This is a genomic window from Saezia sanguinis, assembly GCF_963921665.1.
GTDB lineage: Bacteria > Pseudomonadota > Gammaproteobacteria > Burkholderiales > Burkholderiaceae_C > Saezia > Saezia sanguinis.
The window spans coordinates 17,581-37,042 of record NZ_CAWUGC010000012.1; the positions used below are offsets into that span (position 1 = coordinate 17,581).

The 19,462-nt window shown below is 51.7% G+C and carries 22 protein-coding genes; 12 read left to right on the plus strand and 10 right to left on the minus strand.

The window, feature by feature from the left end:
- Nucleotides 1-212 precede the first annotated feature (212 nt).
- Both dusA and AACY98_RS06885 read right to left on the minus strand, forming a co-directional pair.
- Nucleotides 213-1,196: a tRNA dihydrouridine(20/20a) synthase DusA gene (gene dusA, locus AACY98_RS06880; RefSeq protein WP_339803265.1), complete on the minus strand. Its 984-nt coding sequence runs from the start codon at nucleotides 1,194-1,196 to the stop codon at nucleotides 213-215.
- 191 nt (nucleotides 1,197-1,387) lie between these two features.
- Nucleotides 1,388-1,813 carry a DUF4870 domain-containing protein gene (locus AACY98_RS06885; protein WP_339803268.1) on the minus strand — a complete coding sequence of 142 codons (426 nt, stop codon included), beginning with the start codon at nucleotides 1,811-1,813 and terminating at the stop codon, nucleotides 1,388-1,390.
- A gap of 236 nt (nucleotides 1,814-2,049) precedes the next feature.
- Between AACY98_RS06885 and AACY98_RS06890 the strand changes: the two genes are divergently transcribed.
- From AACY98_RS06890 to AACY98_RS06910, 5 genes are all read left to right on the plus strand, one after another.
- Entirely contained in the window at nucleotides 2,050-2,700 is a 651-nt protein-coding gene (locus AACY98_RS06890) for a hypothetical protein (RefSeq protein ID WP_339803271.1), read from the plus strand.
- 299 nt (nucleotides 2,701-2,999) lie between these two features.
- Nucleotides 3,000-3,854, plus strand: coding sequence for a 3-methyl-2-oxobutanoate hydroxymethyltransferase (gene panB, locus AACY98_RS06895; protein WP_339803274.1), 855 nt, complete (start codon nucleotides 3,000-3,002; stop codon nucleotides 3,852-3,854).
- Nucleotides 3,855-3,856: 2 nt separating this feature from the next.
- Nucleotides 3,857-4,705 carry a pantoate--beta-alanine ligase gene (gene panC, locus AACY98_RS06900; RefSeq protein WP_339803277.1) on the plus strand — a complete coding sequence of 283 codons (849 nt, stop codon included), beginning with the start codon at nucleotides 3,857-3,859 and terminating at the stop codon, nucleotides 4,703-4,705.
- Nucleotides 4,706-4,721: 16 nt separating this feature from the next.
- Nucleotides 4,722-5,111, plus strand: coding sequence for an aspartate 1-decarboxylase (gene panD, locus AACY98_RS06905; protein WP_126977038.1), 390 nt, complete (start codon nucleotides 4,722-4,724; stop codon nucleotides 5,109-5,111).
- A 270-nt stretch (nucleotides 5,112-5,381) separates the two neighbouring features.
- On the plus strand, nucleotides 5,382-5,714 hold the full coding sequence (locus AACY98_RS06910) for a hypothetical protein (RefSeq protein ID WP_126977040.1): 333 nt from the start codon (nucleotides 5,382-5,384) through the stop codon (nucleotides 5,712-5,714).
- A gap of 178 nt (nucleotides 5,715-5,892) precedes the next feature.
- Here AACY98_RS06910 and AACY98_RS06915 read toward each other — a convergent pair whose 3' ends face one another.
- Nucleotides 5,893-6,084 carry a hypothetical protein gene (locus AACY98_RS06915; RefSeq protein WP_339803282.1) on the minus strand — a complete coding sequence of 64 codons (192 nt, stop codon included), beginning with the start codon at nucleotides 6,082-6,084 and terminating at the stop codon, nucleotides 5,893-5,895.
- 262 nt (nucleotides 6,085-6,346) lie between these two features.
- On the minus strand, nucleotides 6,347-6,631 hold the full coding sequence (locus AACY98_RS06920; protein ID WP_339803284.1) for a hypothetical protein: 285 nt from the start codon (nucleotides 6,629-6,631) through the stop codon (nucleotides 6,347-6,349).
- Nucleotides 6,632-7,135: 504 nt separating this feature from the next.
- Between AACY98_RS06920 and AACY98_RS06925 the strand changes: the two genes are divergently transcribed.
- Nucleotides 7,136-8,464, plus strand: coding sequence for an MFS transporter (locus tag AACY98_RS06925; RefSeq protein WP_339803287.1), 1,329 nt, complete (start codon nucleotides 7,136-7,138; stop codon nucleotides 8,462-8,464).
- Nucleotides 8,465-8,678: 214 nt separating this feature from the next.
- Here AACY98_RS06925 and AACY98_RS06930 read toward each other — a convergent pair whose 3' ends face one another.
- Entirely contained in the window at nucleotides 8,679-8,975 is a 297-nt protein-coding gene (locus AACY98_RS06930; RefSeq protein ID WP_339803290.1) for a hypothetical protein, read from the minus strand.
- Between the two features lie 549 nt (nucleotides 8,976-9,524).
- Here AACY98_RS06930 and AACY98_RS06935 point away from each other — a divergent pair.
- On the plus strand, nucleotides 9,525-10,349 hold the full coding sequence (locus tag AACY98_RS06935; RefSeq protein ID WP_423817551.1) for a ZIP family metal transporter: 825 nt from the start codon (nucleotides 9,525-9,527) through the stop codon (nucleotides 10,347-10,349).
- Nucleotides 10,350-10,961: 612 nt separating this feature from the next.
- Here the strand turns inward: AACY98_RS06935 and AACY98_RS06940 are convergent.
- Together AACY98_RS06940 and purM are read right to left on the minus strand one after the other, a co-directional pair.
- A complete protein-coding gene (locus AACY98_RS06940; protein ID WP_339803293.1) occupies nucleotides 10,962-12,182 on the minus strand; it encodes a DUF445 domain-containing protein in 1,221 nt (406 codons plus the stop codon).
- A 144-nt stretch (nucleotides 12,183-12,326) separates the two neighbouring features.
- Nucleotides 12,327-13,367, minus strand: a complete 1,041-nt coding sequence (gene purM / locus AACY98_RS06945; RefSeq protein WP_339803296.1) for a phosphoribosylformylglycinamidine cyclo-ligase — start codon at nucleotides 13,365-13,367, stop codon at nucleotides 12,327-12,329.
- Between the two features lie 276 nt (nucleotides 13,368-13,643).
- On the opposite strand from purM, the gene hda reads away from it, so the two are divergent.
- The 4 genes from hda to folK are packed head-to-tail and all read left to right on the plus strand — an operon-like array spanning nucleotide 13,644 to nucleotide 17,034.
- The gene (gene hda / locus AACY98_RS06950; RefSeq protein WP_339803300.1) at nucleotides 13,644-14,348 is read left to right on the plus strand and encodes a DnaA regulatory inactivator Hda; all 705 of its coding nucleotides are present in this window, start codon (nucleotides 13,644-13,646) and stop codon (nucleotides 14,346-14,348) included.
- Nucleotides 14,349-14,369: 21 nt separating this feature from the next.
- Nucleotides 14,370-15,038 carry an HAD family hydrolase gene (locus AACY98_RS06955; RefSeq protein WP_126977054.1) on the plus strand — a complete coding sequence of 223 codons (669 nt, stop codon included), beginning with the start codon at nucleotides 14,370-14,372 and terminating at the stop codon, nucleotides 15,036-15,038.
- The gene (gene pcnB / locus AACY98_RS06960; RefSeq protein ID WP_339803304.1) at nucleotides 15,035-16,510 is read left to right on the plus strand and encodes a polynucleotide adenylyltransferase PcnB; all 1,476 of its coding nucleotides are present in this window, start codon (nucleotides 15,035-15,037) and stop codon (nucleotides 16,508-16,510) included. Before AACY98_RS06955 ends, pcnB begins: the two co-directional genes overlap by 4 nt.
- A complete protein-coding gene (gene folK, locus AACY98_RS06965) occupies nucleotides 16,507-17,034 on the plus strand; it encodes a 2-amino-4-hydroxy-6-hydroxymethyldihydropteridine diphosphokinase (protein WP_339803308.1) in 528 nt (175 codons plus the stop codon). The genes pcnB and folK overlap by 4 nt, the downstream gene beginning before the upstream one ends.
- On the opposite strand, the gene AACY98_RS06970 is transcribed toward folK, so the two are convergent.
- The 3 genes from AACY98_RS06970 to AACY98_RS06980 all read right to left on the minus strand — a co-directional run bounded on the left by AACY98_RS06970 (nucleotide 16,965) and on the right by AACY98_RS06980 (nucleotide 18,467).
- Nucleotides 16,965-17,606, minus strand: a complete 642-nt coding sequence (locus tag AACY98_RS06970) for a YiiX/YebB-like N1pC/P60 family cysteine hydrolase (protein ID WP_339803311.1) — start codon at nucleotides 17,604-17,606, stop codon at nucleotides 16,965-16,967. The two genes, folK and AACY98_RS06970, sit on opposite strands and share 70 nt — an antisense overlap.
- 34 nt (nucleotides 17,607-17,640) lie before the next feature.
- The gene (locus AACY98_RS06975) at nucleotides 17,641-18,042 is read right to left on the minus strand and encodes a DUF4878 domain-containing protein (protein WP_339803314.1); all 402 of its coding nucleotides are present in this window, start codon (nucleotides 18,040-18,042) and stop codon (nucleotides 17,641-17,643) included.
- A 92-nt stretch (nucleotides 18,043-18,134) separates the two neighbouring features.
- On the minus strand, nucleotides 18,135-18,467 hold the full coding sequence (locus AACY98_RS06980) for a DUF4878 domain-containing protein (protein ID WP_339803317.1): 333 nt from the start codon (nucleotides 18,465-18,467) through the stop codon (nucleotides 18,135-18,137).
- A 265-nt stretch (nucleotides 18,468-18,732) separates the two neighbouring features.
- On the opposite strand from AACY98_RS06980, the gene AACY98_RS06985 reads away from it, so the two are divergent.
- The gene (locus AACY98_RS06985; RefSeq protein ID WP_126977066.1) at nucleotides 18,733-19,281 is read left to right on the plus strand and encodes a disulfide bond formation protein B; all 549 of its coding nucleotides are present in this window, start codon (nucleotides 18,733-18,735) and stop codon (nucleotides 19,279-19,281) included.
- The last annotated feature ends 181 nt before the right edge of the window (nucleotides 19,282-19,462 follow it).

The following is a 19,462-nucleotide window of genomic DNA, read 5'->3' on the forward strand; positions in this document are numbered from 1 at the left end:
AAAAAGCCCACAGTGCAAATGCCTGCGGGCTTGATATGTTGAAGTGCGTTACAGCGGTTTATTTAAAATGTGCAGACGCAATATGACTTCAGCCTACCAGACCCGAGGGAACCTGGTAGGCTCGTAATCAAAATAATCACGTGGCTACATTTCATGGGAATCTATTCTACACCCATTGAAAAATTGCTTTCAAGTGCGGGCCGATGTTGTTTTTATGGCGTGGGAATCAACTGTTGTATCTGGGTGGCAACCTGCGCAACCGGAAGGTGTTTGTTGCGGTGGTCCGACCAGGCCTGCCGCCAGCGGCGGGCCCCTGGCAAACCGTGCCGCAGCCCGAGCATGTGGCGCATGATTTGTGGCCACGAATTGTGTTCGTCAATGGCGGTTTCGCAATAGTGCACCATGGCCTGCTCGATGGCTTCACGGGAAGGAACCGGGTGCGCATCGTTAAAAAATAATTGATCCCACGGCGCCATCATATAAGGCTCGTGATAAGCCTGGCGTCCAATCATCACGCCATCCACATGAGCCAAATGCTGTGCAATTTCTGCGTTGGTTTTAGCGCCGCCATTGAGCACAATGGTGAGGTGGGAAAAGTCTTTTTTAAGCTGATAAACGGTTTCGTAACGCAGCGGGGGAATATCGCGGTTTTCTTTGGGGCTTAGTCCCTTGAGCCAGGCGTTGCGTGCGTGCACGATAAACACTTGGCAACCGGCATGGCTGAGTGTGCCGATGAAGTCACGCACAAAACTGTATTCTTCAATACGGTCTATGCCGATGCGATGTTTGACGGTGATGGGAATGCTGACCGCATCCAACATGGCTTTGACACCATCGGCGACCAGTTGCGGTTCGTTCATCAGGCAGGCGCCGAAAGCGCCGCGCTGTACACGCTCGCTCGGGCAGCCGCAATTCAGGTTGACTTCGTCGTATTGCCATTGTTCAGCCAGCCGTGCACAGGCTGCCAGGTCAGCCGGCTCGCTGCCGCCTAACTGAAGTGCCAGCGGGTGCTCCACTTCATTGAAGGCCAGATGGCGGGCTACATCACCATGTAACAGGGCGCCTGTTGTCACCATCTCGGTATACAGCCGGGTATGCTGGGTGATCAGGCGGTGCAGATAGCGGCAATGCCGGTCGGTCCAGTCCAGCATGGGGGCTACGCTCAAACGCCAAGGGTTGAAAGGCTGGGAATTCATGGGATAGGTAATGCGGTTGTTCCAAAGAAAGGTAAAGACACGTCAGTGCTTTACTTTGTAGACATAGTTTCCTGTTGCGTCTTCCATATGATAATGGATATGTCAACCTGCACAGTGGCCTGTAGCATTTCTCTGATTGGCAGTAAAAAAGCCTACCGGCTCAGGTAGGCTTTTCATGATGCACAAAAGGTTTATTTGATAAACATGATGGCATAAGGAATTTTCGGTTTAGCCGTGCCTTCTTTAACGGCTTTGAAATGCAGGTAGCAGATGTAAGCCCAGCCAGCCCAAGCGGCCAGTACCACCAAATAAGCAATGTAAAAGAGAAATGCAGCAATCATACCGAGGATACTGCATACAATGCTCAGCGCAATGATGACGATCACATAGTTGATAGACAGGTTCAATGCCAGTTTGGACTCTTCTTGTACTAAAGCATCATCCTTTTTGGTGAAATAGAAAATGGCAGAGGAGATAAGGCTAAAGAAAATAGCCAAAATCCACATCAGACCAGCGGTATCCTTCGATTCTTTGCTAACAGATTCATTATTTGCCATGAACAAAACTCCTTGTGGCGTTAAAGTTGATAGTTGGGCAGCCTGCGGCGATTCTAGCATGGGGGTTATGGCGTAAAAAACAGATGTTGAGTTTTTGACACATTTTTGTACTATAAAGAGGCATATTTTGGCAGTTTTACGGTAAATTTAGCAAAGTGTATTGACTGGCGATACTGTCAAAGCATGCTGCCATATATGACGAAAAAAGAAACCTAAACAGGGGGCGACTTTTGGCATAATAGGTAATATATATACATACGAGACTGTATGTATGAGGTTTATTTATCCGCTACACCATGTTTTCTCTAATTTCCCGTTTTATCCTTGTGGCCGGGTTGGTTACCTGTTATGTGCTGGCGCATGTGCTTCCTATTCGTACGGGGTGGGAAAATGGCCTGATTGAAAATACCCAGGTAGCTCTTTTGCTGTTGGGCTTGCTTATGGCCGTATGCAGTGCAGTATGTGCCCGGGATAAGAGGCTGCGCTGGTTCTGGATCATGCTGGTGCCGATCTGGTTTTTGCTGGTGGCCCGTGAACTGAGCTGGGGAACTGCGATTTTGATGCCCCCGCTGTATGTGCACCCCGAAACGGGGCCGATTTACTCATCGACGCTTCAACTGTGGTACCGGCCTGCGGTTGCTCCTGTTATGGGGCTTCTTTTGTTGGGTATGGTGGTGATCTTTTTTGTCACCAGGCAATACCGTACTGTGGTGCAATTGTTCCAACAGCACCTGATTCCCTGGTTTGAAATTGCTTTGGCAGTGATTGCTGCATTGCTGTGTGCGTCGGCAGAAGGGCATGGCTTGTCTATTTTTCAGGCTTTATCGCATCCGCAACAACAGGTATTGGAAGAGTTGTTCGAGTTCTGGATGTATGCGTCTGTTTTTGTCGGGCAATGGCTGTTAATCAGAAAGATGAAAGCAAACCAGGCAATGCATTTGCAATGAAACCTGAGCTGAGGCCTACAGGAATGAAAAACATAAGCTGTATGCTGGGGCAGCAGGCAGAAAAGCAGACGTTTTCCATAATTGTGAGAAAATACCCCTCTTTTTCGTTGCCACATATTGACTGGGCATGGAGTTTTGGTCTGCCGCTGATAGATGCGCTGTGATCTCAGCCAGTCATATTGTGAAGACGAAGTGGTTTCCCCTTGATGGTATGGTCTTCGTGACAGGTATCACAGACTGTATGTGTGGGCAAACAGGGGCGGGGTTTTGGAATTGAGAATGGCCACAGGAGAAGTTGTATGAAGCACACTGTTACGACACTGCATAAACAAAAAATCGATGGCGACAAAATCACCATGCTTACCGCCTACGATTACTACACCGCTAGGCTGATGGATGAAGCCGGCATTGAATGCATTCTGGTCGGCGATTCACTGGGCATGGTGATGCTGGGCTATGAAGATACGCTGGCGGTGACCATGGAAGACATGATTCACCATACCCGGGCAGTAGCCAGGGGGGCCTCAAAGGCGCTGGTGATTGCAGACCTGCCTTTCATGTCGTACCAGACTTCTGTTTACGATGCTGTGGTCAATGCCGGCCGGCTGGTTAAAGAGGGCCACGCGGCTGCGGTCAAACTTGAGGGGGGTGAGGTGATTGCCCCGCAGATCAAGGCGATTGTGGAGGCTTCAATTCCGGTGGTGGCGCATCTAGGTTTGACGCCGCAGTCGGTCAACGCATTTGGCGGGTTTAAAGTCCAGGGTAAGGATGAGGCCGCAGCTATCAAGTTGCTGGCCGATGCCAGGGCTGCACAGGCCGCGGGTGCATTTATGGTCGTAATTGAATGTGTGCCGGAAAAACTGGCACGCCTGGTGACCCGGGAGCTGGATATTCCGGTGATTGGCATTGGTGCAGGCGCTGGATGCGATGGCCAGGTGCTGGTGTACCAGGACATGCTGGGCATGTACGGGGGCATTGCACCTAAATTTGCCAAGCAGTTTGCCGATATGGGGGTTGCCATGAAAGCGGCTTTTATGGCGTATGGCGATCAGACCAAGGCAGGCACTTTCCCCGGGCCTGAGCATGTGTTTTCCATCAGTGACGACGTCATGGCTGCGGTGCAAAAGGTCGCTGCCCATGGCAAAGGAGCGTAGCCATGATTCAGATTGCAAGCACGGTTGCCGAGGTTCAAAACCAGGTCAGGCAGTGGAAGCAGGACGGGTTGACTGTAGCGCTGGTGCCCACCATGGGCTACCTGCATGAGGGGCATGGCAGCCTGATTGCACAGGCCGCAAAAGAAAATGACCGGGTGGTGGTCAGTATTTTTGTTAACCCCATGCAGTTTGGCCCCGCGGAGGACCTGGCAACGTATCCACGCGATCTGGTGCGTGATCAGCAGGTATGCGCGCAATATGGTGCGCATCTGATTTTTCATCCCACCGTTGAAGAAATGTATACACCCGGATTTTCCAGCTACGTGGATGTGAGCGGGCTGACCGAAGGCCTGTGCGGCAGCAGCAGGCCAGGCCACTTTCGGGGCGTGTGCACAGTAGTCAATAAGCTGTTGCATATTGTGGCGCCGCACAAGGCTTATTTCGGACAAAAAGATGCCCAGCAACTGGCGGTGATTCGGCGCATGGTGCGCGACCTGAATATGGACCCAGATATTGTCGGCTGCCCGATTGTTCGGGAGCCTGACGGCCTGGCCAAAAGCTCGCGCAATACTTACCTCAGTGCGCAGGAGCGCGCGGCTGCGCTATGCCTTTCGCAGGCGCTTGATCTGGGGCGCAACATGGCAGCACATGGGGAGCGTGATGCGGCGGCCATCATTGAGGCTGTGGGAGCCAGAATCAGGCAGGAGCCACTGGCCAAGATAGATTACGTTCACATTGTTGATCTGGATACTTTAAAGCCTGTTCAGCAGATTGACAGACCGGTGCTGTGCGCCCTGGCCGTGTTCATTGGCAAAACCAGGCTGATTGATAATTTCATATTTACCCCCTAAAGAGGAGACATTCCGGATGGAACTGTGTATGCTGAAAGGCAAAATACACCGTGCCACTGTGGTTCAGGCCGAACTGGATTACGTGGGCAGTATCACTGTAGACCAAAATCTGCTGGAAGCAGCCGGGATTTTGGAATATGAGAAAGTACAGATCGTTGACATCAACAACGGCAGCCGATTTGAGACCTACACCATTGCCGGAAAACGCGGCTCCGGGCTGATCTGCCTGAACGGCGCGGCAGCACGCTGTGTACAACCCGGCGACAAAATCATCATCATGTGCTATGCCCATATGAGCCCGGAAGAAGCCAGAAACGCCAGACCCAATGTGGTTTTTGTCGATGATGAAAACAAGGTCCAGCGCGTTACCCGGTACGAACAACATGGGCGGCTGGAGGAGATGTAATTTTCCCCAAGCCGCCGCGAGTTCATGTCTGTGTAAAAGCCCTGATACAGGGCTTTATTTCATCTTGCACACAGACGGTCATATCCGCATTGCTTTCGGGCTGAAACAAAAGAGAGTAAAAGCAAGTTAACAAAAATTTACACAGCTTGAATACAGGGTTTACATGCCGGGCTTACGATACCCTTAAGCAAAGAGATGATCTGACAATGTTTGATCATTTGGCTGTTGGACGATTTTGTTTCAAACATGACTTATCTTGGAGGTGATCATATGAAAAAACTACTCATTTGCCTGGGTCTGCTTGCAGTGACTGCAACGGCTGCCAATGCGGAAGTGACCATTTATCGCCGTTCAGGAAATGCGGTTGTCGGTTCAGATGGCTCCGGCTTTCTTGTGCGTGACCGGTATGTTCAGGATTCACAAGGCAATCGCCGCGAAATCGGCAGTGCCGGGGTTGGCAGCAATGGCCGGGCTTATATCAGAGACGGCAACATCACAATCTCCAATGATGGTGCGACCTATGTTGACATGGGAAATGGATGGAGCATGGGTAATAACGGCAAGGCTTGTTATACAACCAAGGGTTATACGTATTGCAACTGATAAAGCATCAGCAGCCCATTACATTCATTTCATGTTCTGTTCCCAAAGCCCTCCATGTGAGGGCTTTTGATTGTCTGCAACGCCCAGATGTGTATGCGCCATAAGGCAGGAATACCGCGCATGCCATGAAGTTGATTGAGACGGCAGGTTCACTGGTACCAGGGAGTGTTAACACGCCCTAGATTTTAAAACGAAAGGTATCTCCATCGTTAAATGCCAGGTCAAGCACCATCCATGCGCCTAATACAACAGCAACGGGAGCAGCGGCGATATTGGCTGCAATGTTACCGGGATGCAGCGGGTGCTCCCCTACAAGCTGGCAGCCTGTCAGGCTGAGGCTGGCGGCACACAGCAATGAACAAAGTGCCATTGATAGTTTCTTTTTCCTCGTGCTCATGATGATGTTCTCCTGCGAATGTACATGGATACAGCATTGTCCATAAGGTGTCATGCTGTCTGGAATTGTATGGACCATGTGCACCGTTTTCGCTGTCTATCAATAAAGTATTGTTTGCAGCTACAGGCAGTATCGTCAGACAACACCTGTTTCATCCCAGCGCCTTTTACAAAGGCAGAGACACAGGTGTGGATGCATCGGGAAGAATGATGCTTAAGGCGTGTGAGGCTGTTTGTTAAGGGGTGGAATTCGGGAAATATCCTTTTTGCTGATAGAGCTGCTCAATGCGGGTTTTAACAATGCTGGCAGTCGCTTCTCCAACACTTTGTTTGATGTTGTTGATACTTTCTTCCCAGGCAAACTGGCAGATGAGCCAATTGTGGCTCATGTACTGATTGCGGCACATGCCTAAATAAGCCATCGCCGCATATTCGGTATTGACCGGCCGGCCTGGTGTGTCAATGCTTTTGACAAACAGTGCGATTTCAGATGTTGTCGCCGTTGGAGGAATTGTGCTCATGAGATTCCTTTGTGAAGAAATTTGTGGAGCATGATAATTTGCGGGAAAAAGTAAGGACCTCACAAGGGGCATCGTTGAAGCAGTGCGCATCGAAGAAGAGGGGGGTGAAAATCCTGGAAGATAAAGTGGTTTCGTTGTGAGAATTTATGGTGCTAACGTGCACCAGCGCAGTGCTTTCATGCGAATGTTGGTGCATGGAAAATGTCTGTTGAATCATCCCGCGATGTGACTTTAAATCCAGGCTGTTTGTAATGTCATGCATGCATGATGCAATCTGGCCGCACTGCCAATCACTTGGCGTCACTCTGTGCCAATTGACAGTTTTGAATTCTGTTCATCAATGACTCAGTTGATTACTCACGATGCATATAAAGTGTTTTGACAGTTTTGTCATCGCTTTGTAAAAAGGGAATGGTTTGTAAAGTTAGGCATATTTTTTGCACTCGTTTTTCTGGTGGTGTTGTGCATGGACGGTAATCGAATACAGAAAAAAGGAGACGGCATATGTCTAGTTTGAGACGCAGGGCTTTAATAGCCAGTTTGACCGGTAGCTCGATTGAATGGTTTGATTTTTTTCTTTATGGTTCAGCGGCTGCTCTGGTTTTCAATAAGGTGTTTTTTACAAATCTGGATCCGGTAACAGGGTTGTTGCTGTCGTATCTGACGTTTTCTCTGACATTTTTCATTCGACCTTTTGGCGGTGTTTTGTTTGCCCATATTGGAGACCGTATCGGGCGCAAAAAAACGCTTGTGGCCACTCTCAGTCTGATGGGCGGGGCTACGGTGATGATCGGGTTATTGCCTACGTATAACAGCATTGGAATTGCTGCACCTTTACTGCTGATTTTGTGCCGCCTGGTTCAGGGGCTGGGAATTGGTGGCGAGTGGGGCGGGGCTTTATTGCTGGCGTATGAATACGCGCCTAAAGAAAAGCGCGGCCTATTTGGCAGTGTGCCGCAGATAGGCGTCACAATTGGTTTGCTGCTGGCATCTTCTTTTATGGCGTTAATGGCTTTGCTGCCCGATGAAAGCTTTATGGCCTGGGGCTGGCGTGTGCCTTTTGTTTCCAGTATTGTGCTGGTGGCGCTGGGGCTGTGGATTCGCAGCGGCCTGGAGGAAACGCCGGATTTTCTGGCCGCGAAAAAGTCAGGCAACGTATCCAAAATGCCGGTGGTTGAAACGGTCAAATATCACTGGAGAGAGGTTTTGCAGGCAGCAGGTTTAAAGGTGGCTGAAACAGCACCTTTTTATATTTTTTCAACACTGGTTATCAGCTATGCGATATCTCTGGGGTATCAGAAGACATCCGCACTCACCGCCGTGATGATTGGCGCTGCGGTTTCCAGCTTGATGATTCCTTTGTGCGGAGCCTTGTCAGACCGGTTTGGCCGCCCGGCCGTGTACATTACCGGTCTTCTGGCCATGGGGGCGTTTATTATTCCCTACTTTATGCTGCTGGATTTGAAAGCAACATGGGCCATCGTGCTGGCAACATTTTTGATCTTTGGCATTATCTGGTCACCGATCACCGCTACTCTGGGGACGCTGTCATCTGAGATTTTTGACACCCGGGTGCGCTATACCGGGGTGACTCTGGGTTATCAGATCGGGGCTTCTGTGGCCGGGGGTACGGCCCCGCTGGTCGCAACGTATCTGCTCAAAGAGTTTCATAACAGTTGGTTGCCCATCGCCTTGTATGTCATGATGCTGGTGGGTGTTTCACTGCTGGCCGTCGTGACGGTGATGCTCAGAAGCAGGCGTACAGTATTTTCACCAATCACACATCCCGCAATGGGAATGAGCCCTCAAGCCGTTATGGTAGAAGGCAAGTAAAGACGCCTGGCGTGAAGAAGAATGACCACACCCTTGGCTGATTGAGCCGGGGTGTGGTTTTTGTTATGGAGTCATGCAGACGCGCCTGATCTGGCTAAATTTGCACAAAAGAGCGTATGCCTTTTAGCAGGTATACCGCAGGACAAGATGATGGTTGAATACGCCAAAACCGGGTCAGGCTGTTCCAGCTTGCAGCGTGTTTGCCTTTTTGGCATCAGGCCTGTGAAATCGGTAACGGGGGCAATGTGTCTGTTACCGCTGGATTGTCTTCAATAAAGAGCTTTCCATGGTCAGTTTTGATCATTTCAGAACCAATCAGCCATTCGTTTTTATTCAACAGGTGCACGGATTGCACAATGGCTTCACCGCTATCGATTAAATACGCAATGTGTTCGCCCATGAAGGTATGGCCGGAGGATAAAATACCATTGCTGATTTGGTGCACGGCAACATATTGAACACTGCCGTCGGTGCGGACAGTCGCTGCAGAAATGTATAAATGAGTAGGCATTTCGTATCCTTTCTCCGTTCAAGGATGGAGCTACGCAGATGCGCAACCACCTTTCGCATGCATGACATTTCTTTCGCTATATCCAATGGTGCAATAGATTTGTTGCCGGCGTCAAAATATTTGTGTCAATAATCCTGCATAATAATCGGGTAAAAATGATGGAAAAAAGGCCCGGCAGGTGTGAAGTGAACACGGGTTTTGCACAGTGGGCTCCATCTGATTTGCTGGGCGTTGGGCTTGAAGCGTTTTATGCGTTGAAGAATGGCCCTGAGCTGTGCGGCAGTAGGCAATGTTTTGAAACGGACATAAAATCATGCATCGGGCGCAGTATGCCTGATGGAACTTCTTGTTCTGAGATGCCTTCAATGGTCTGCAATGCGGCTGACGGTTAAAGAGGAAAATAAATGTGAGCACGATGAAAAGGTTTACATACCGCATCAGGTGGGGGCGGTTTTTAATTGAATTTCAACCGGTCTGGTGGAGGTATCGGTGACTGAAAATAAGAGATCTCCATTCCTGTACGTTGATCCTGCGCTGTTCATTTTGTGTGTGGTCACGGTACTGGTTGGCTACAAGGCCTGGGGGTATTTCCATATCCAAAATCCGATGGTTGCCAATGCGCTGCTGGGCGGTGCTGTGGCTGCATTCGGAACGGCGATCGGAACCTTGCCGGTTTTGCTGGCACGCAGCCTGTCTGTTCGCACACAGGATACCATGCTGGGGTTTGCCGCAGGGGTGATGCTGGCGGCATGTTCTTTTTCTTTGATCATTCCGGGCATTGATGCGGCCCGCAGCCAGGGGGTGGGCGCCTGGGGCTCAGGGTTTATTGTTGCCGGCAGTATCATGCTGGGTGCCGGGCTGATGTTTCTGATTGAGCGTTTTGTACCGCATGAGCACTTTATCAAAGGGGTGGAAGGCCAGCAGGCGCTGCTGATCCGGCGTACCTGGCTGTTTGTTTTTGCCATTGCTTTGCACAATGTTCCTGAAGGGCTGGCAATTGGTGTCGGGTTTGGCGGGACGGATCAGTTGCGTGCATCGGCGCTGGCCGCAGGGATTGCCATACAGGATATTCCAGAAGGGCTGGTTGTTGCCGTGGCGCTGGTTGGCGCAGGCTATAAGCGCAGCAGCGCGGTGTTGCTGGGGATTGTTTCAGGGCTGATCGAACCCATTGCGGCTGTATTGGGCGCGCTTGTCATTAATTTGTCTACCATCCTGCTGCCGTGGGGGCTAGGGTTTGCCGCTGGTGCCATGCTGTTTGTTGTCAGCCACGAAATGATTCCGGAGTCGCACCGCAAAGGGCATGAGGCTTATGCCACAGGGGGGCTGATCATTGGTTTTGTGATCATGATGCTGCTGGATACGGTGCTGGCCTGACCTGATGGGATTCTGATCAGTACAGGTAACCACTGTCTTCCACCAGCGTAAAGAGGCGCCGCATGGTTTCAATGCGGCGCCTCTTTGTATTTGAGATTGACTACAGAAGAAAAAAAGAATCAGTGATGGTTGCAGTTGGCACAGTCGCCGCCGCAGGTACACGCCTTTTTAATCGTGTCTAGGCTGACTTTGACGCTTTGCCCGCAATGAGGGCATTGAACTGCCGGATTTGCTCTTACTTGAGCCAAGTTTTCCTCCCATGTGTGATTGCATTTGGGACATGTTGCTTCAACCTTTTTCATTTGAAACTCCTTCGTGCTTTTCCACAAATTTAAGATGAGCCAGTTGGTCGCGGCATCAGCCGGAAGCCTGTTTCCGTTATCCGATCCAATCGGGAGGTATGCTTGGACGAATGATTGTGCCCCGATAAGGGCTGCATAGTTGCAAACGGCGTTAATGCGTAAATCAAACTGGGTACATGCGTGATTTAATCACGTTTGTTCAGGCAAAAGGGGTTTTCAAAGTGAAAATCTGGTCTAACCAGAAAAGGGCGTATTTAGCTGTGTTTTAGCAGTGTTTCAGCATGTTTTTGAGCCGATAAGGGCATTTTTATCAGGCGAGCAATTGGGTTACCGTATGAATGGTCAGCCCGACCAGGCCGCCGACCAGTGTTCCGTTGATGCGGATAAACTGCAGGTCGCGTCCGACGTATTTTTCAATGCCGCTGCTCATTTCTTCAGGTGTCCAGGCATTGACGGTATTGACAATATACTGCCGGATGGTGGAGCGGTAACGGGCAATCCACTGCGGTACCAGTGTAAATATTTTCTGGTTTAACCATTGCCGGGTTTCGTCGCTGGCCTGCAACTGGCGTGCAATGGTCTGTATGCCTTGTTCCAGATGGTTCTGGGTTATCGGGTAGGGCTTGGCACAATCGTCTTTGATCCATTGAATGAGGCTGTCCCAGCTCTGTTCCAGTGCCTGGCTGAGTGCAGGCTGCTGGGCCAGTTGCTGCTGAAATGTGCGGATACGCTGATGGTAGTCCGGACTGTCTTTCAAACCGTCGATCAGGTGGCGGATGAAATGGTCAAACCGCTGTCTGAAGGGGTGCTCCGTATTTTGTGCCATTTCCTCCATCAGGTGGGCCACGGTGGCCACAATTTTCCGGGTGGCATATTTGCCGGCCGCAGCGTCCAGTCCGATGTAGCGCAAGTAGCGGACTTCAGTAGCCACCTGGCTGGCGATGTGGTCACGAATTTCCTCGTCTGTCAGCAGCTTGCCCAATTGCATGACGGCCTGGTCCAGAATTCGCTGGTGCGAACCTTCCTGAGCAATGATGGTCAGCAGGGCACTGCCGGTGCGGGTCAGGTCTGCTGACTGAATCGCATTGAGTACATTGGTTTTGACGTAGGCGCGCAGCTGTTCACTGGCCAGTACCGGCACCAGGTGTTCAATGCTTTTGCACAACTGCCCGGCCACTTTGCGTGCATTGGTGGGTTGTGAAAGCCAGCGTGCGACAATGCGCACAGGGTCGCCTATACCCAGGTGTTTGGCGATTTGCTCGGTATCAATGAATTTATTGCACAAAAAGTCAGCCAGTCGTTTGGCGATTCGTTCCCGGTTGGCCGGGATAACGGCGGTATGGGGAATGGGAATTCCCAACGGGTGCCTAAACAGGGCAACCACGGCGAACCAGTCAGCAATGGCACCAACCGTGCCGGCTTCGGCAAATGCCGCCACATAACCCCAGACTACAGACCGGGGCTCCATCCATGTTGCCAGCACATACAGCAGTGCAACGGCAATCAGCATGAGTGTGGCGGTGCGTTTCATTTTGAGTCAGTATGGTGTTATCGGCAGCAGTCCCATTTTTCTGCGCTAAATGGGTTGATACAGGATACTAACGCATTTTGAAGGGAGGCGGTGTTACCGCCTCCCGTGTGCATCAAGCGAATCGGGTCTCAGGAAATGTCCGTTTTATACCACTGAAACGGTATTTCCTGCCGCCGGAGCGTTGGTAATGCTCCCGATCTGGTAAACGGTTTCACCGTGTTCACGCAGTGTTGCCGTGACAGACTCTGCGGCGCTGGCGGCTACCACAATGGCCATGCCGATGCCGGCGTTGAAAGTGCGGAAGAACTCATGGTCGTCGAGGTTGGCGGTTTGCTGCAACCAGGCAAACAGCTCGCTTTGGGGCCAGCTGCCTTTGCGCAACTGCGCACCCATACCCTGCGGGAACACGCGGGGCAGGTTTTCAATCAGCCCACCTCCGGTGATATGGGCCATGGCCTTGATCTGTGGTACTGGGTGTTTGGCCAGTGCTGCAAGCACAGACTTGACATACAGGCGGGTCGGGGCCATGACGGCCTCTTTGAACGGTTTGCCGTCAAGCTGTTGTGGCAGGTTGTTTGCAGCCCGCTCGATGATTTTACGCACCAGGCTGAAACCGTTGGAATGTACGCCGTTGGATGCCAGCCCCAGTATCACATCTCCGGGCTGAACATGCTGGCCGGTGATGATTTTGGATTTTTCCACCACGCCCACAGCAAACCCGGCCAGATCGTACTCGCCTTCAGGGTACATGCCGGGCATTTCGGCGGTTTCTCCACCGATCAGGGCGCAGCCGGAGAGCTCACAGCCCTGTGCAATACCTTTGACAACAGCGGCGGCCGTGTCCACGTCCAGCTTGCCGCAGGCAAAATAATCGAGGAAAAACAAGGGTTCTGCGCCTTGTACCAGCACATCGTTGACGCTCATGGCGACCAGGTCAATGCCGACCGTGTCGTGCATTTGCCACTCAAAGGCCAGCCGCAGTTTGGTCCCCACGCCGTCCGTGCCTGAAACCAGTACCGGCTCCTGATAGCGTTTGGGAATTTCGAACAGCGCGCCAAAGCCGCCAATACCGCCAAGCACACCCTCGCGCAATGTCTTTTTGGCAAAAGGTTTGATGCGCTCAACCAGGGCATCACCGGCATCAATATCGACGCCGGCATCTTTGTAAGATAATGTAGAGGTCATAAGGTCAACGTGTTTCGTATTGGGGGTAAAACCAGAGGCGCCCACTTAAAAGCAACCACAGACAGCCCCCCATTTTATCGGGGCTTGGAAGTTTTGGAAGGCATCCCCTAAAATATCAACCGAAATCGCATAGCGCTGCCTTTTGTTCCCTTTTAAAACCTGTGCGAAACCGGCCCGGCTGTAACGTATGGCCTTTTTGATCAACTTTTCGAAAGTTGTGGTGTTGTTATTTTTGGCCGATACCCGGGTTGCCTATAAAGAGATACCGCTGTTTACATGAAGCAACTGCCACTGGCACTTCCTACCTACTCAGGTCCCAGTCTGGATAATTATGTTCCGGGCGCCAACCTCGATTGCCTGCTTTATTTGCAGGATGCCATGGCACAGATCGATACCCAGGTGCCTGCGCCGACCTACCTGTGGGGGGAGCGGGGGTGCGGAAAGACGCATTTGTTGAAATCAGTCGCCTCTGCCGTAGAGCAGCGGGGCGGAAGCTGCGGCTGGCTGACGCCCCAACAGATCATCAGCGAGTTTGATCCGCGCTGGGCGGTGGTGCTGATGGATGACTGTGAGCAGTTGAGTGAGCGGCACCAGGCGGCAGCGTTTCGTGTGTTCATTGATGCGCAGTCTTTCGGTGCCTGGGTGGTGGCTGCGGGTGCGGTGCCGCCGGTAGACCTGTCCGTGCGGGAGGATTTGCGTACCCGTTTGGGCTGGGGGCATATTTTTGCCTTGAAAAGGCTGACCGATGAAGAATTGCAGGCGGCGCTGTGGCAGGCATTCCATTCCCGTGGGCTGGTGTTAAGCCAGGAGGTTCAGGACTATCTGCTGCACCACTTTTCCCGCGACATGACGTCACTGATGTTTTTGATGGAGCAAATGGATCAATACGCTCTGGCTTCCAAGCGTGCTGTGACCGTTCCGCTCATTAAAAGTATGCTCAGCGATAATGAGCCTGTGCCAAAGAACAGGTCAGACATTTGATTTTTATATAGGAAAACAGTTTTGAAAATTGCGCTTTTTGATTTAGACAGCACGCTGCTGCCCATTGATTCAGACCATAGCTGGGGTGCTTTCACACAGCAGATCGGGTGGGTTGATGCGCAGGTGTTTAAGCAGCAGAACGATGTGTTTTACCAGCAGTACAAAGAGCAGATACTCAATATTGATGAATACGTTGCTTTTACAACCCAGGCAATCCGCGCCAAAGGGATGCGTGAGGCGCTGAAGGCGCGTGTACAGTTCATGCAGCAGATGATCGAGCCGCATATTCTGCCGCAGGCGCGTGCCGTTGTAGACCAGCGCATGGATGCAGGGTATGAGTGCATTCTGGTAACGGCGACCAACGACTTTGTGACGTCTCCCATTGCCCAGGCATTTGGTTTTAAACATCTGATTGCCACCACGCTGGAATACAATGCACAAGGCGAGCTGACCGGCAATTATGTCGGGGTGCCATCGTTTCGTGAAGGGAAGGTCGAGCGCGTTGCCCAGTGGCTGCAAGAACGCGGGCACGACTGGCAGACGCTCGAAGACAGCGTTTTTTACAGCGATTCGATGAATGACTTTCCGCTGCTTTCTCAGGTCAGGCATCCTGTCGTGACCAATCCTGATAAACTGCTGGAAGCTGAGGCCAAGCAGCGTGGCTGGCCGATACTGAGGCTTTTTGAATGATAAAAAATCTGATTGGAAAAATACTGGGCATGCCCAAGTCCTTTCTGGGCAAGCGGGTGGAAATTCCGCTTGAAAAGCATCGCATTGACGTGCACCAGGTGGACAAGCGCGCCAGCGAGGTGGTGAACACCCTGCGTGATCATGGTTATGACGCTTATATCGTCGGCGGTGCTGTGCGTGACCTGCTGCTGGGACTGCCGCCCAAAGATTTTGACGTGGCTACCAATGCAACACCAGAGCAGGTCAAGGCGCTTTTCAGGCGCTCTTTTATTATTGGCCGGCGTTTTCGCATTGTGCATGTGGTATATGGGCGCGGGCGGGCACATGAAGTGATTGAAGTGTCAACCTACCGGGCTTCGGTGGATATGTCCACGGCGCAAACGGTGCACGGCAATGAGCGCACCGCCAAGGCCGAGCTGGCTGATAAAAGCCTGGCGGTGGATGAAAGCGGGCGAGTGTTACGCGACAACGTCTGGGGCTCGCAGGAGCAGGATGCGGCGCGCCGTGACTTCACGATCAACGCCATGTATTACGACCCGATCAGGCAGGTGGTGGTGGATTATCACCATGGGTTTCAGGATGCCAAAAAGCACATTCTGCGCATGATTGGTGATGCGGCGGTGCGCTACCGTGAAGACCCGGTGCGGATTTTGCGGGTGGTGCGGTTTTCGGCCAAGTTGGCGCATTTAGGTTTTACGATTGATGAAAAGACACGTATGCCTATTCAAGACTGTATTTCATTGCTCAAAAATATTCCTGCATCGCGCATGTTTGACGAAATGATCAAGCTGCTGCAAACCGGGCATGCCCAGGCCAGCATTGAGGCGTTGCGCAAAGAAGGGCTGTTGAAGGTTTTCCCGATGCTGGATGGCCTGATCAAGGATGAAAAAAAATATCCTTTGGCCTGGCTGGCGCTCGAAGATACGGATGAGCGTGTGGCCCAGGGCAAATCGGTTGCCCCCAGCTTCATGCTGGCCTGTTTGTTGTGGCCGGAGGTGAAAAAACACTGGGATAACTTGATGGCTGCTGGTGAGCATGAGGTTCCGGCCTTGCAGCACGCGATTGATGAAGTGTTTGAACGCCGCGTGGGCGATGTTTCCGGGCGCGGCAAACTGGGTGCCGATATGCGCGAGATCTGGCTGATGCAGCCGCGCTTTGACCGGCGTACCGGGAAAACACCGTTCAGTCTGGTAAACCAGCCCCGTTTCCGGGCTGCATTTGATTTCATGCGGCTGCGTGCAGAAGTGGGTGAATACAATTCGGCCGTTGCGCATTGGTGGGAGGTGTTTGCCTCAGGCGATGAGCCGGTGCGCCAGGAGTTGATTCAGCAGGCACGGGCCGAAAAAACCACGGGCGGTACTGCCACTGCGGCGGCCAATCCTGAGAAAAAGCGCCGTCGCCGGCGCAGGCCAAGCAAAGCATCGGCGGCCAAAGAAAATGCCGTGCCGGTGCCTAAGATACAGGTGTCATGACAACTGCACAGGCCTGGATCGGGCTGGGGGCAAACCTGGGAGATGCCCGGGCGACACTGGAAGCTGCCTTGCAGGCGCTGAATGCCCTGCCTGAAACCCGCCTGCTCAGGCGGTCGTCTTTTTACCGCAGCGCCCCGGTGGATGCTGATGGCCCTGATTTCATCAATGCCGTTGCATGCTGTGAAACGGCCATGCCCCCTTTAGCTCTGCTGCATGAGATGCAGCGAATCGAGCTGGCGTATGGAAGGCAGAGGCCGTATTACCATGCGCCCCGGACACTGGATCTGGATTTGCTGCTGTATGGCGACCAGACCATGCAAACGGCTGAATTGATGCTGCCGCATCCGGCTATTGGCAAGCGGGCTTTTGTATTGCTGCCTTTGGCTGAGCTGGATATGGCTTTATGGATACCGGGGCAGGGGTACGTTAAAGACCTGTTGCCTCAGGTGCAGGATCAGCGGATTGAACGGCTGTCTGCCGTGGCAGGAACCAGTACAGACGGAATTTCAGGCGTTTCAGGCTGAATTTCTGTATGCGCTGTATGCACGAGCAGTGGTGATGCCAGCAGCCCGCTGGGCAGCAGATAATGGCCGCTGATCATCGGGAGTTTTACCTGCGTGTAAACGGGTTGCAGATCGACGCCCGCAGCCAGCCATGCGTTTTCAATCAGGGTAGTGCAGTACAGGCCGGTTTCGACAACTGAAAATGGTTTGCCAAGATCTTGCAGCGCGGCGGCTACTGCCTGTTCATGCTGTTGGGGGGTGGCTTGTACCTGGTATATAGCGTATTGCAATGAACGCTCGGGCGCAGTGAAAAATGCCAGATCATCTATCACAACCGCATTGCCGCGGCCGGGCACTTCTTCCGGTGTGGCGTGAATAACCTGCCATGCGCCGGGTTGGCCGATGATCATGCCGACATGGCTGAAAAGGCCACGGTCAGCAAGCCGTACCAAGTCGCTGACCGGTTCATTGCCTTCTCTGAAAATCAGATCCCCTGCCTGCCACGCTTCCTGCGCGTGGCCGGCTTTGGACAGACAGAGCACGCAGAAAAGGCCTGCGATCAGCAGGCCAAATGACTGGCAGAGTTTTTTCAAACAGCATGGCATTTGAAAAAATGCCCCTTAACCTTTATTTCATGCTGATTTTCCAGTCGCTGCCGACTTTGATCAGATTCATGGTTTCTGTTTTGGTGGTGCCGTTACCGAAGGTGAGCGTCAAGGTCACCTCGGCGGTCTTGCCATCAGAAGCCACGGTTTTGTTGGTGACGTCAACCGATTTAAGGCCACCCATCTGGTCAAACTGATTTTTCAGCTCATCAAAAATCATTTTCAACTTGCTGTTAGCCATGGACAGCTCTTGAGCGGATACCGATGACAGGTCCAGCATGGCAATGGCTTCGTCAGACTTTCCGCTGGCAATAGAGGTGTAAAAGCCTTTGGCAACATCTGCCTCGCTTTTACCACCGCAGGCGCTCAGTACAAATGCGCTGCAGAACAAAGCCAGAAAAAGTTTCAAAAAATGCAGTTTCATAAGGGTTCCTTTTGTGGTGGGATTGAATAAAAATGAAATCGTGAGTCAGGTAAACATGAATTGTTTCTAAATGCAGCTTGGCTCCAGACAGGTCAGGTGATTTTCCAGCCTGTATCTGTTTTAATCAACTGCATGTGGTCATTTTTGCTGGACCCGTCGCCAAAATGAATCAGCAAGTCCAGATTAACCTTGCGGCCGTCATCCTGCGCTGTCTGGTCAATAATTTCAACGCGCTCAATACCTCCTTGAGCATTGATTTCCTTGCTGATTTCAGCGACCAGCAAAATCAGCTTGCTTTGCAGCAGGGGAGCCTCTTCTTCAGACAGGTCAGACAGGTCAAACATGGCAAAAACTTCATCAGCCTTGTTATCTGCCATGTTTTGGTAAAAGCGCGAGGCGAACTTTAATGGGGTTTCCTGATTCACATAACCGATACAGCCTGTGATAAAAAAGGCTGTGATCAAAAAGCTTATAAACAGACGACACAATTTCATATAAGTGTTGCAGGTAAATGGGCTTACAATTTATGCTTTAATTAATTGAGCAATTTTAGAGGAGATTTCAGTTTGACCCTAGTGTAGCAGATGATTGCTATCCAATGATAATATCAGAAGAGTCACTGGGGCCTGTTGTTCCTGAATGAACCGGCGCGCACTGTTATTTGAAACGAAACCATAAAGAGGGGTGATTGTGATTTTTCGATGGTTTGAGCGTTATCCCAGTACATTATTCACCTTGATGGCTCTGGTTTGCTGGGGGCTGGTGGGCGCAGGGATCTATATCCAGAAAAGCGATCCGTTTATCAACCCTTGCCCCATGTGCATATTCCAGCGGATTTTGTTTCTGATCATTGGCATTATTGCCATGGTCGCTGCCGTGAGCGCTCGCTGGTCAAAAAAGTCGGTTCCTGTATTTTCCGTGCTGGGGTTGCTGGTGGCTGCTGTAGGTGTCTACACGGCAGGCAAACAAAGCTGGATGCAGTGGCATCCGCTGGAAGGTTCATCCTGCGGACGCGATGATGATTTCTACACCATGGTCGAGCGCATGCCAATGCGGGACTGGTTGCCCACCATTTTTAAAGGGACCGGAGACTGCGCCAATATCGACTGGACTTTTCTGGGCTTGTCCATTGCGAACTGGTCATTCATTGCCTTTGTCTGCTGCATTATCGCGCTGCTTCTGATGCTCTTTAAAGGCGGCAAACTGCGCCGGTCAGAGCGCTGGAAGGGCTATCATTAAGCCGGATTGGTCGTTACCCAATCTGACAGTCCGCTATGAGCGAGGAGCGGACATAACACCGTACCCTGCAGCAATCTTGGAGCACAGCGGAAAAATTGTTCGATAGCTGCGCTTTGTTAGCTGCTTTACGCGCGACAAATACACCCTTCACTTGTATCTGAACACATTTGGTAACCCTGCC

Bases quoted from the DNA above. Each gene is read 5' to 3' on its own strand.
- purM (WP_339803296.1), bottom strand. From the start codon at position 13,367: ATGACCTCTACATTATCTTACAAAGATGCCGGCGTCGATATTGATGCC.
- AACY98_RS06920 (WP_339803284.1), bottom strand. From the start codon at position 6,631: ATGAGCACAATTCCTCCAACGGCGACAACATCTGAAATCGCACTGTTT.
- AACY98_RS06975 (WP_339803314.1), bottom strand. From the start codon at position 18,042: ATGAAACTGCATTTTTTGAAACTTTTTCTGGCTTTGTTCTGCAGCGCA.
- AACY98_RS06940 (WP_339803293.1), bottom strand. From the start codon at position 12,182: ATGAAACGCACCGCCACACTCATGCTGATTGCCGTTGCACTGCTGTAT.
- AACY98_RS06910 (WP_126977040.1), top strand. From the start codon at position 5,382: ATGAAAAAACTACTCATTTGCCTGGGTCTGCTTGCAGTGACTGCAACG.
- hda (WP_339803300.1), top strand. From the start codon at position 13,644: ATGAAGCAACTGCCACTGGCACTTCCTACCTACTCAGGTCCCAGTCTG.
- AACY98_RS06885 (WP_339803268.1), bottom strand. From the start codon at position 1,813: ATGCTAGAATCGCCGCAGGCTGCCCAACTATCAACTTTAACGCCACAA.
- folK (WP_339803308.1), top strand. From the start codon at position 16,507: ATGACAACTGCACAGGCCTGGATCGGGCTGGGGGCAAACCTGGGAGAT.
- pcnB (WP_339803304.1), top strand. From the start codon at position 15,035: ATGATAAAAAATCTGATTGGAAAAATACTGGGCATGCCCAAGTCCTTT.
- AACY98_RS06930 (WP_339803290.1), bottom strand. From the start codon at position 8,975: ATGCCTACTCATTTATACATTTCTGCAGCGACTGTCCGCACCGACGGC.
- AACY98_RS06890 (WP_339803271.1), top strand. From the start codon at position 2,050: ATGTTTTCTCTAATTTCCCGTTTTATCCTTGTGGCCGGGTTGGTTACC.
- AACY98_RS06915 (WP_339803282.1), bottom strand. From the start codon at position 6,084: ATGGCACTTTGTTCATTGCTGTGTGCCGCCAGCCTCAGCCTGACAGGC.
- dusA (WP_339803265.1), bottom strand. From the start codon at position 1,196: ATGAATTCCCAGCCTTTCAACCCTTGGCGTTTGAGCGTAGCCCCCATG.
- panC (WP_339803277.1), top strand. From the start codon at position 3,857: ATGATTCAGATTGCAAGCACGGTTGCCGAGGTTCAAAACCAGGTCAGG.
- panB (WP_339803274.1), top strand. From the start codon at position 3,000: ATGAAGCACACTGTTACGACACTGCATAAACAAAAAATCGATGGCGAC.
- panD (WP_126977038.1), top strand. From the start codon at position 4,722: ATGGAACTGTGTATGCTGAAAGGCAAAATACACCGTGCCACTGTGGTT.
- AACY98_RS06925 (WP_339803287.1), top strand. From the start codon at position 7,136: ATGTCTAGTTTGAGACGCAGGGCTTTAATAGCCAGTTTGACCGGTAGC.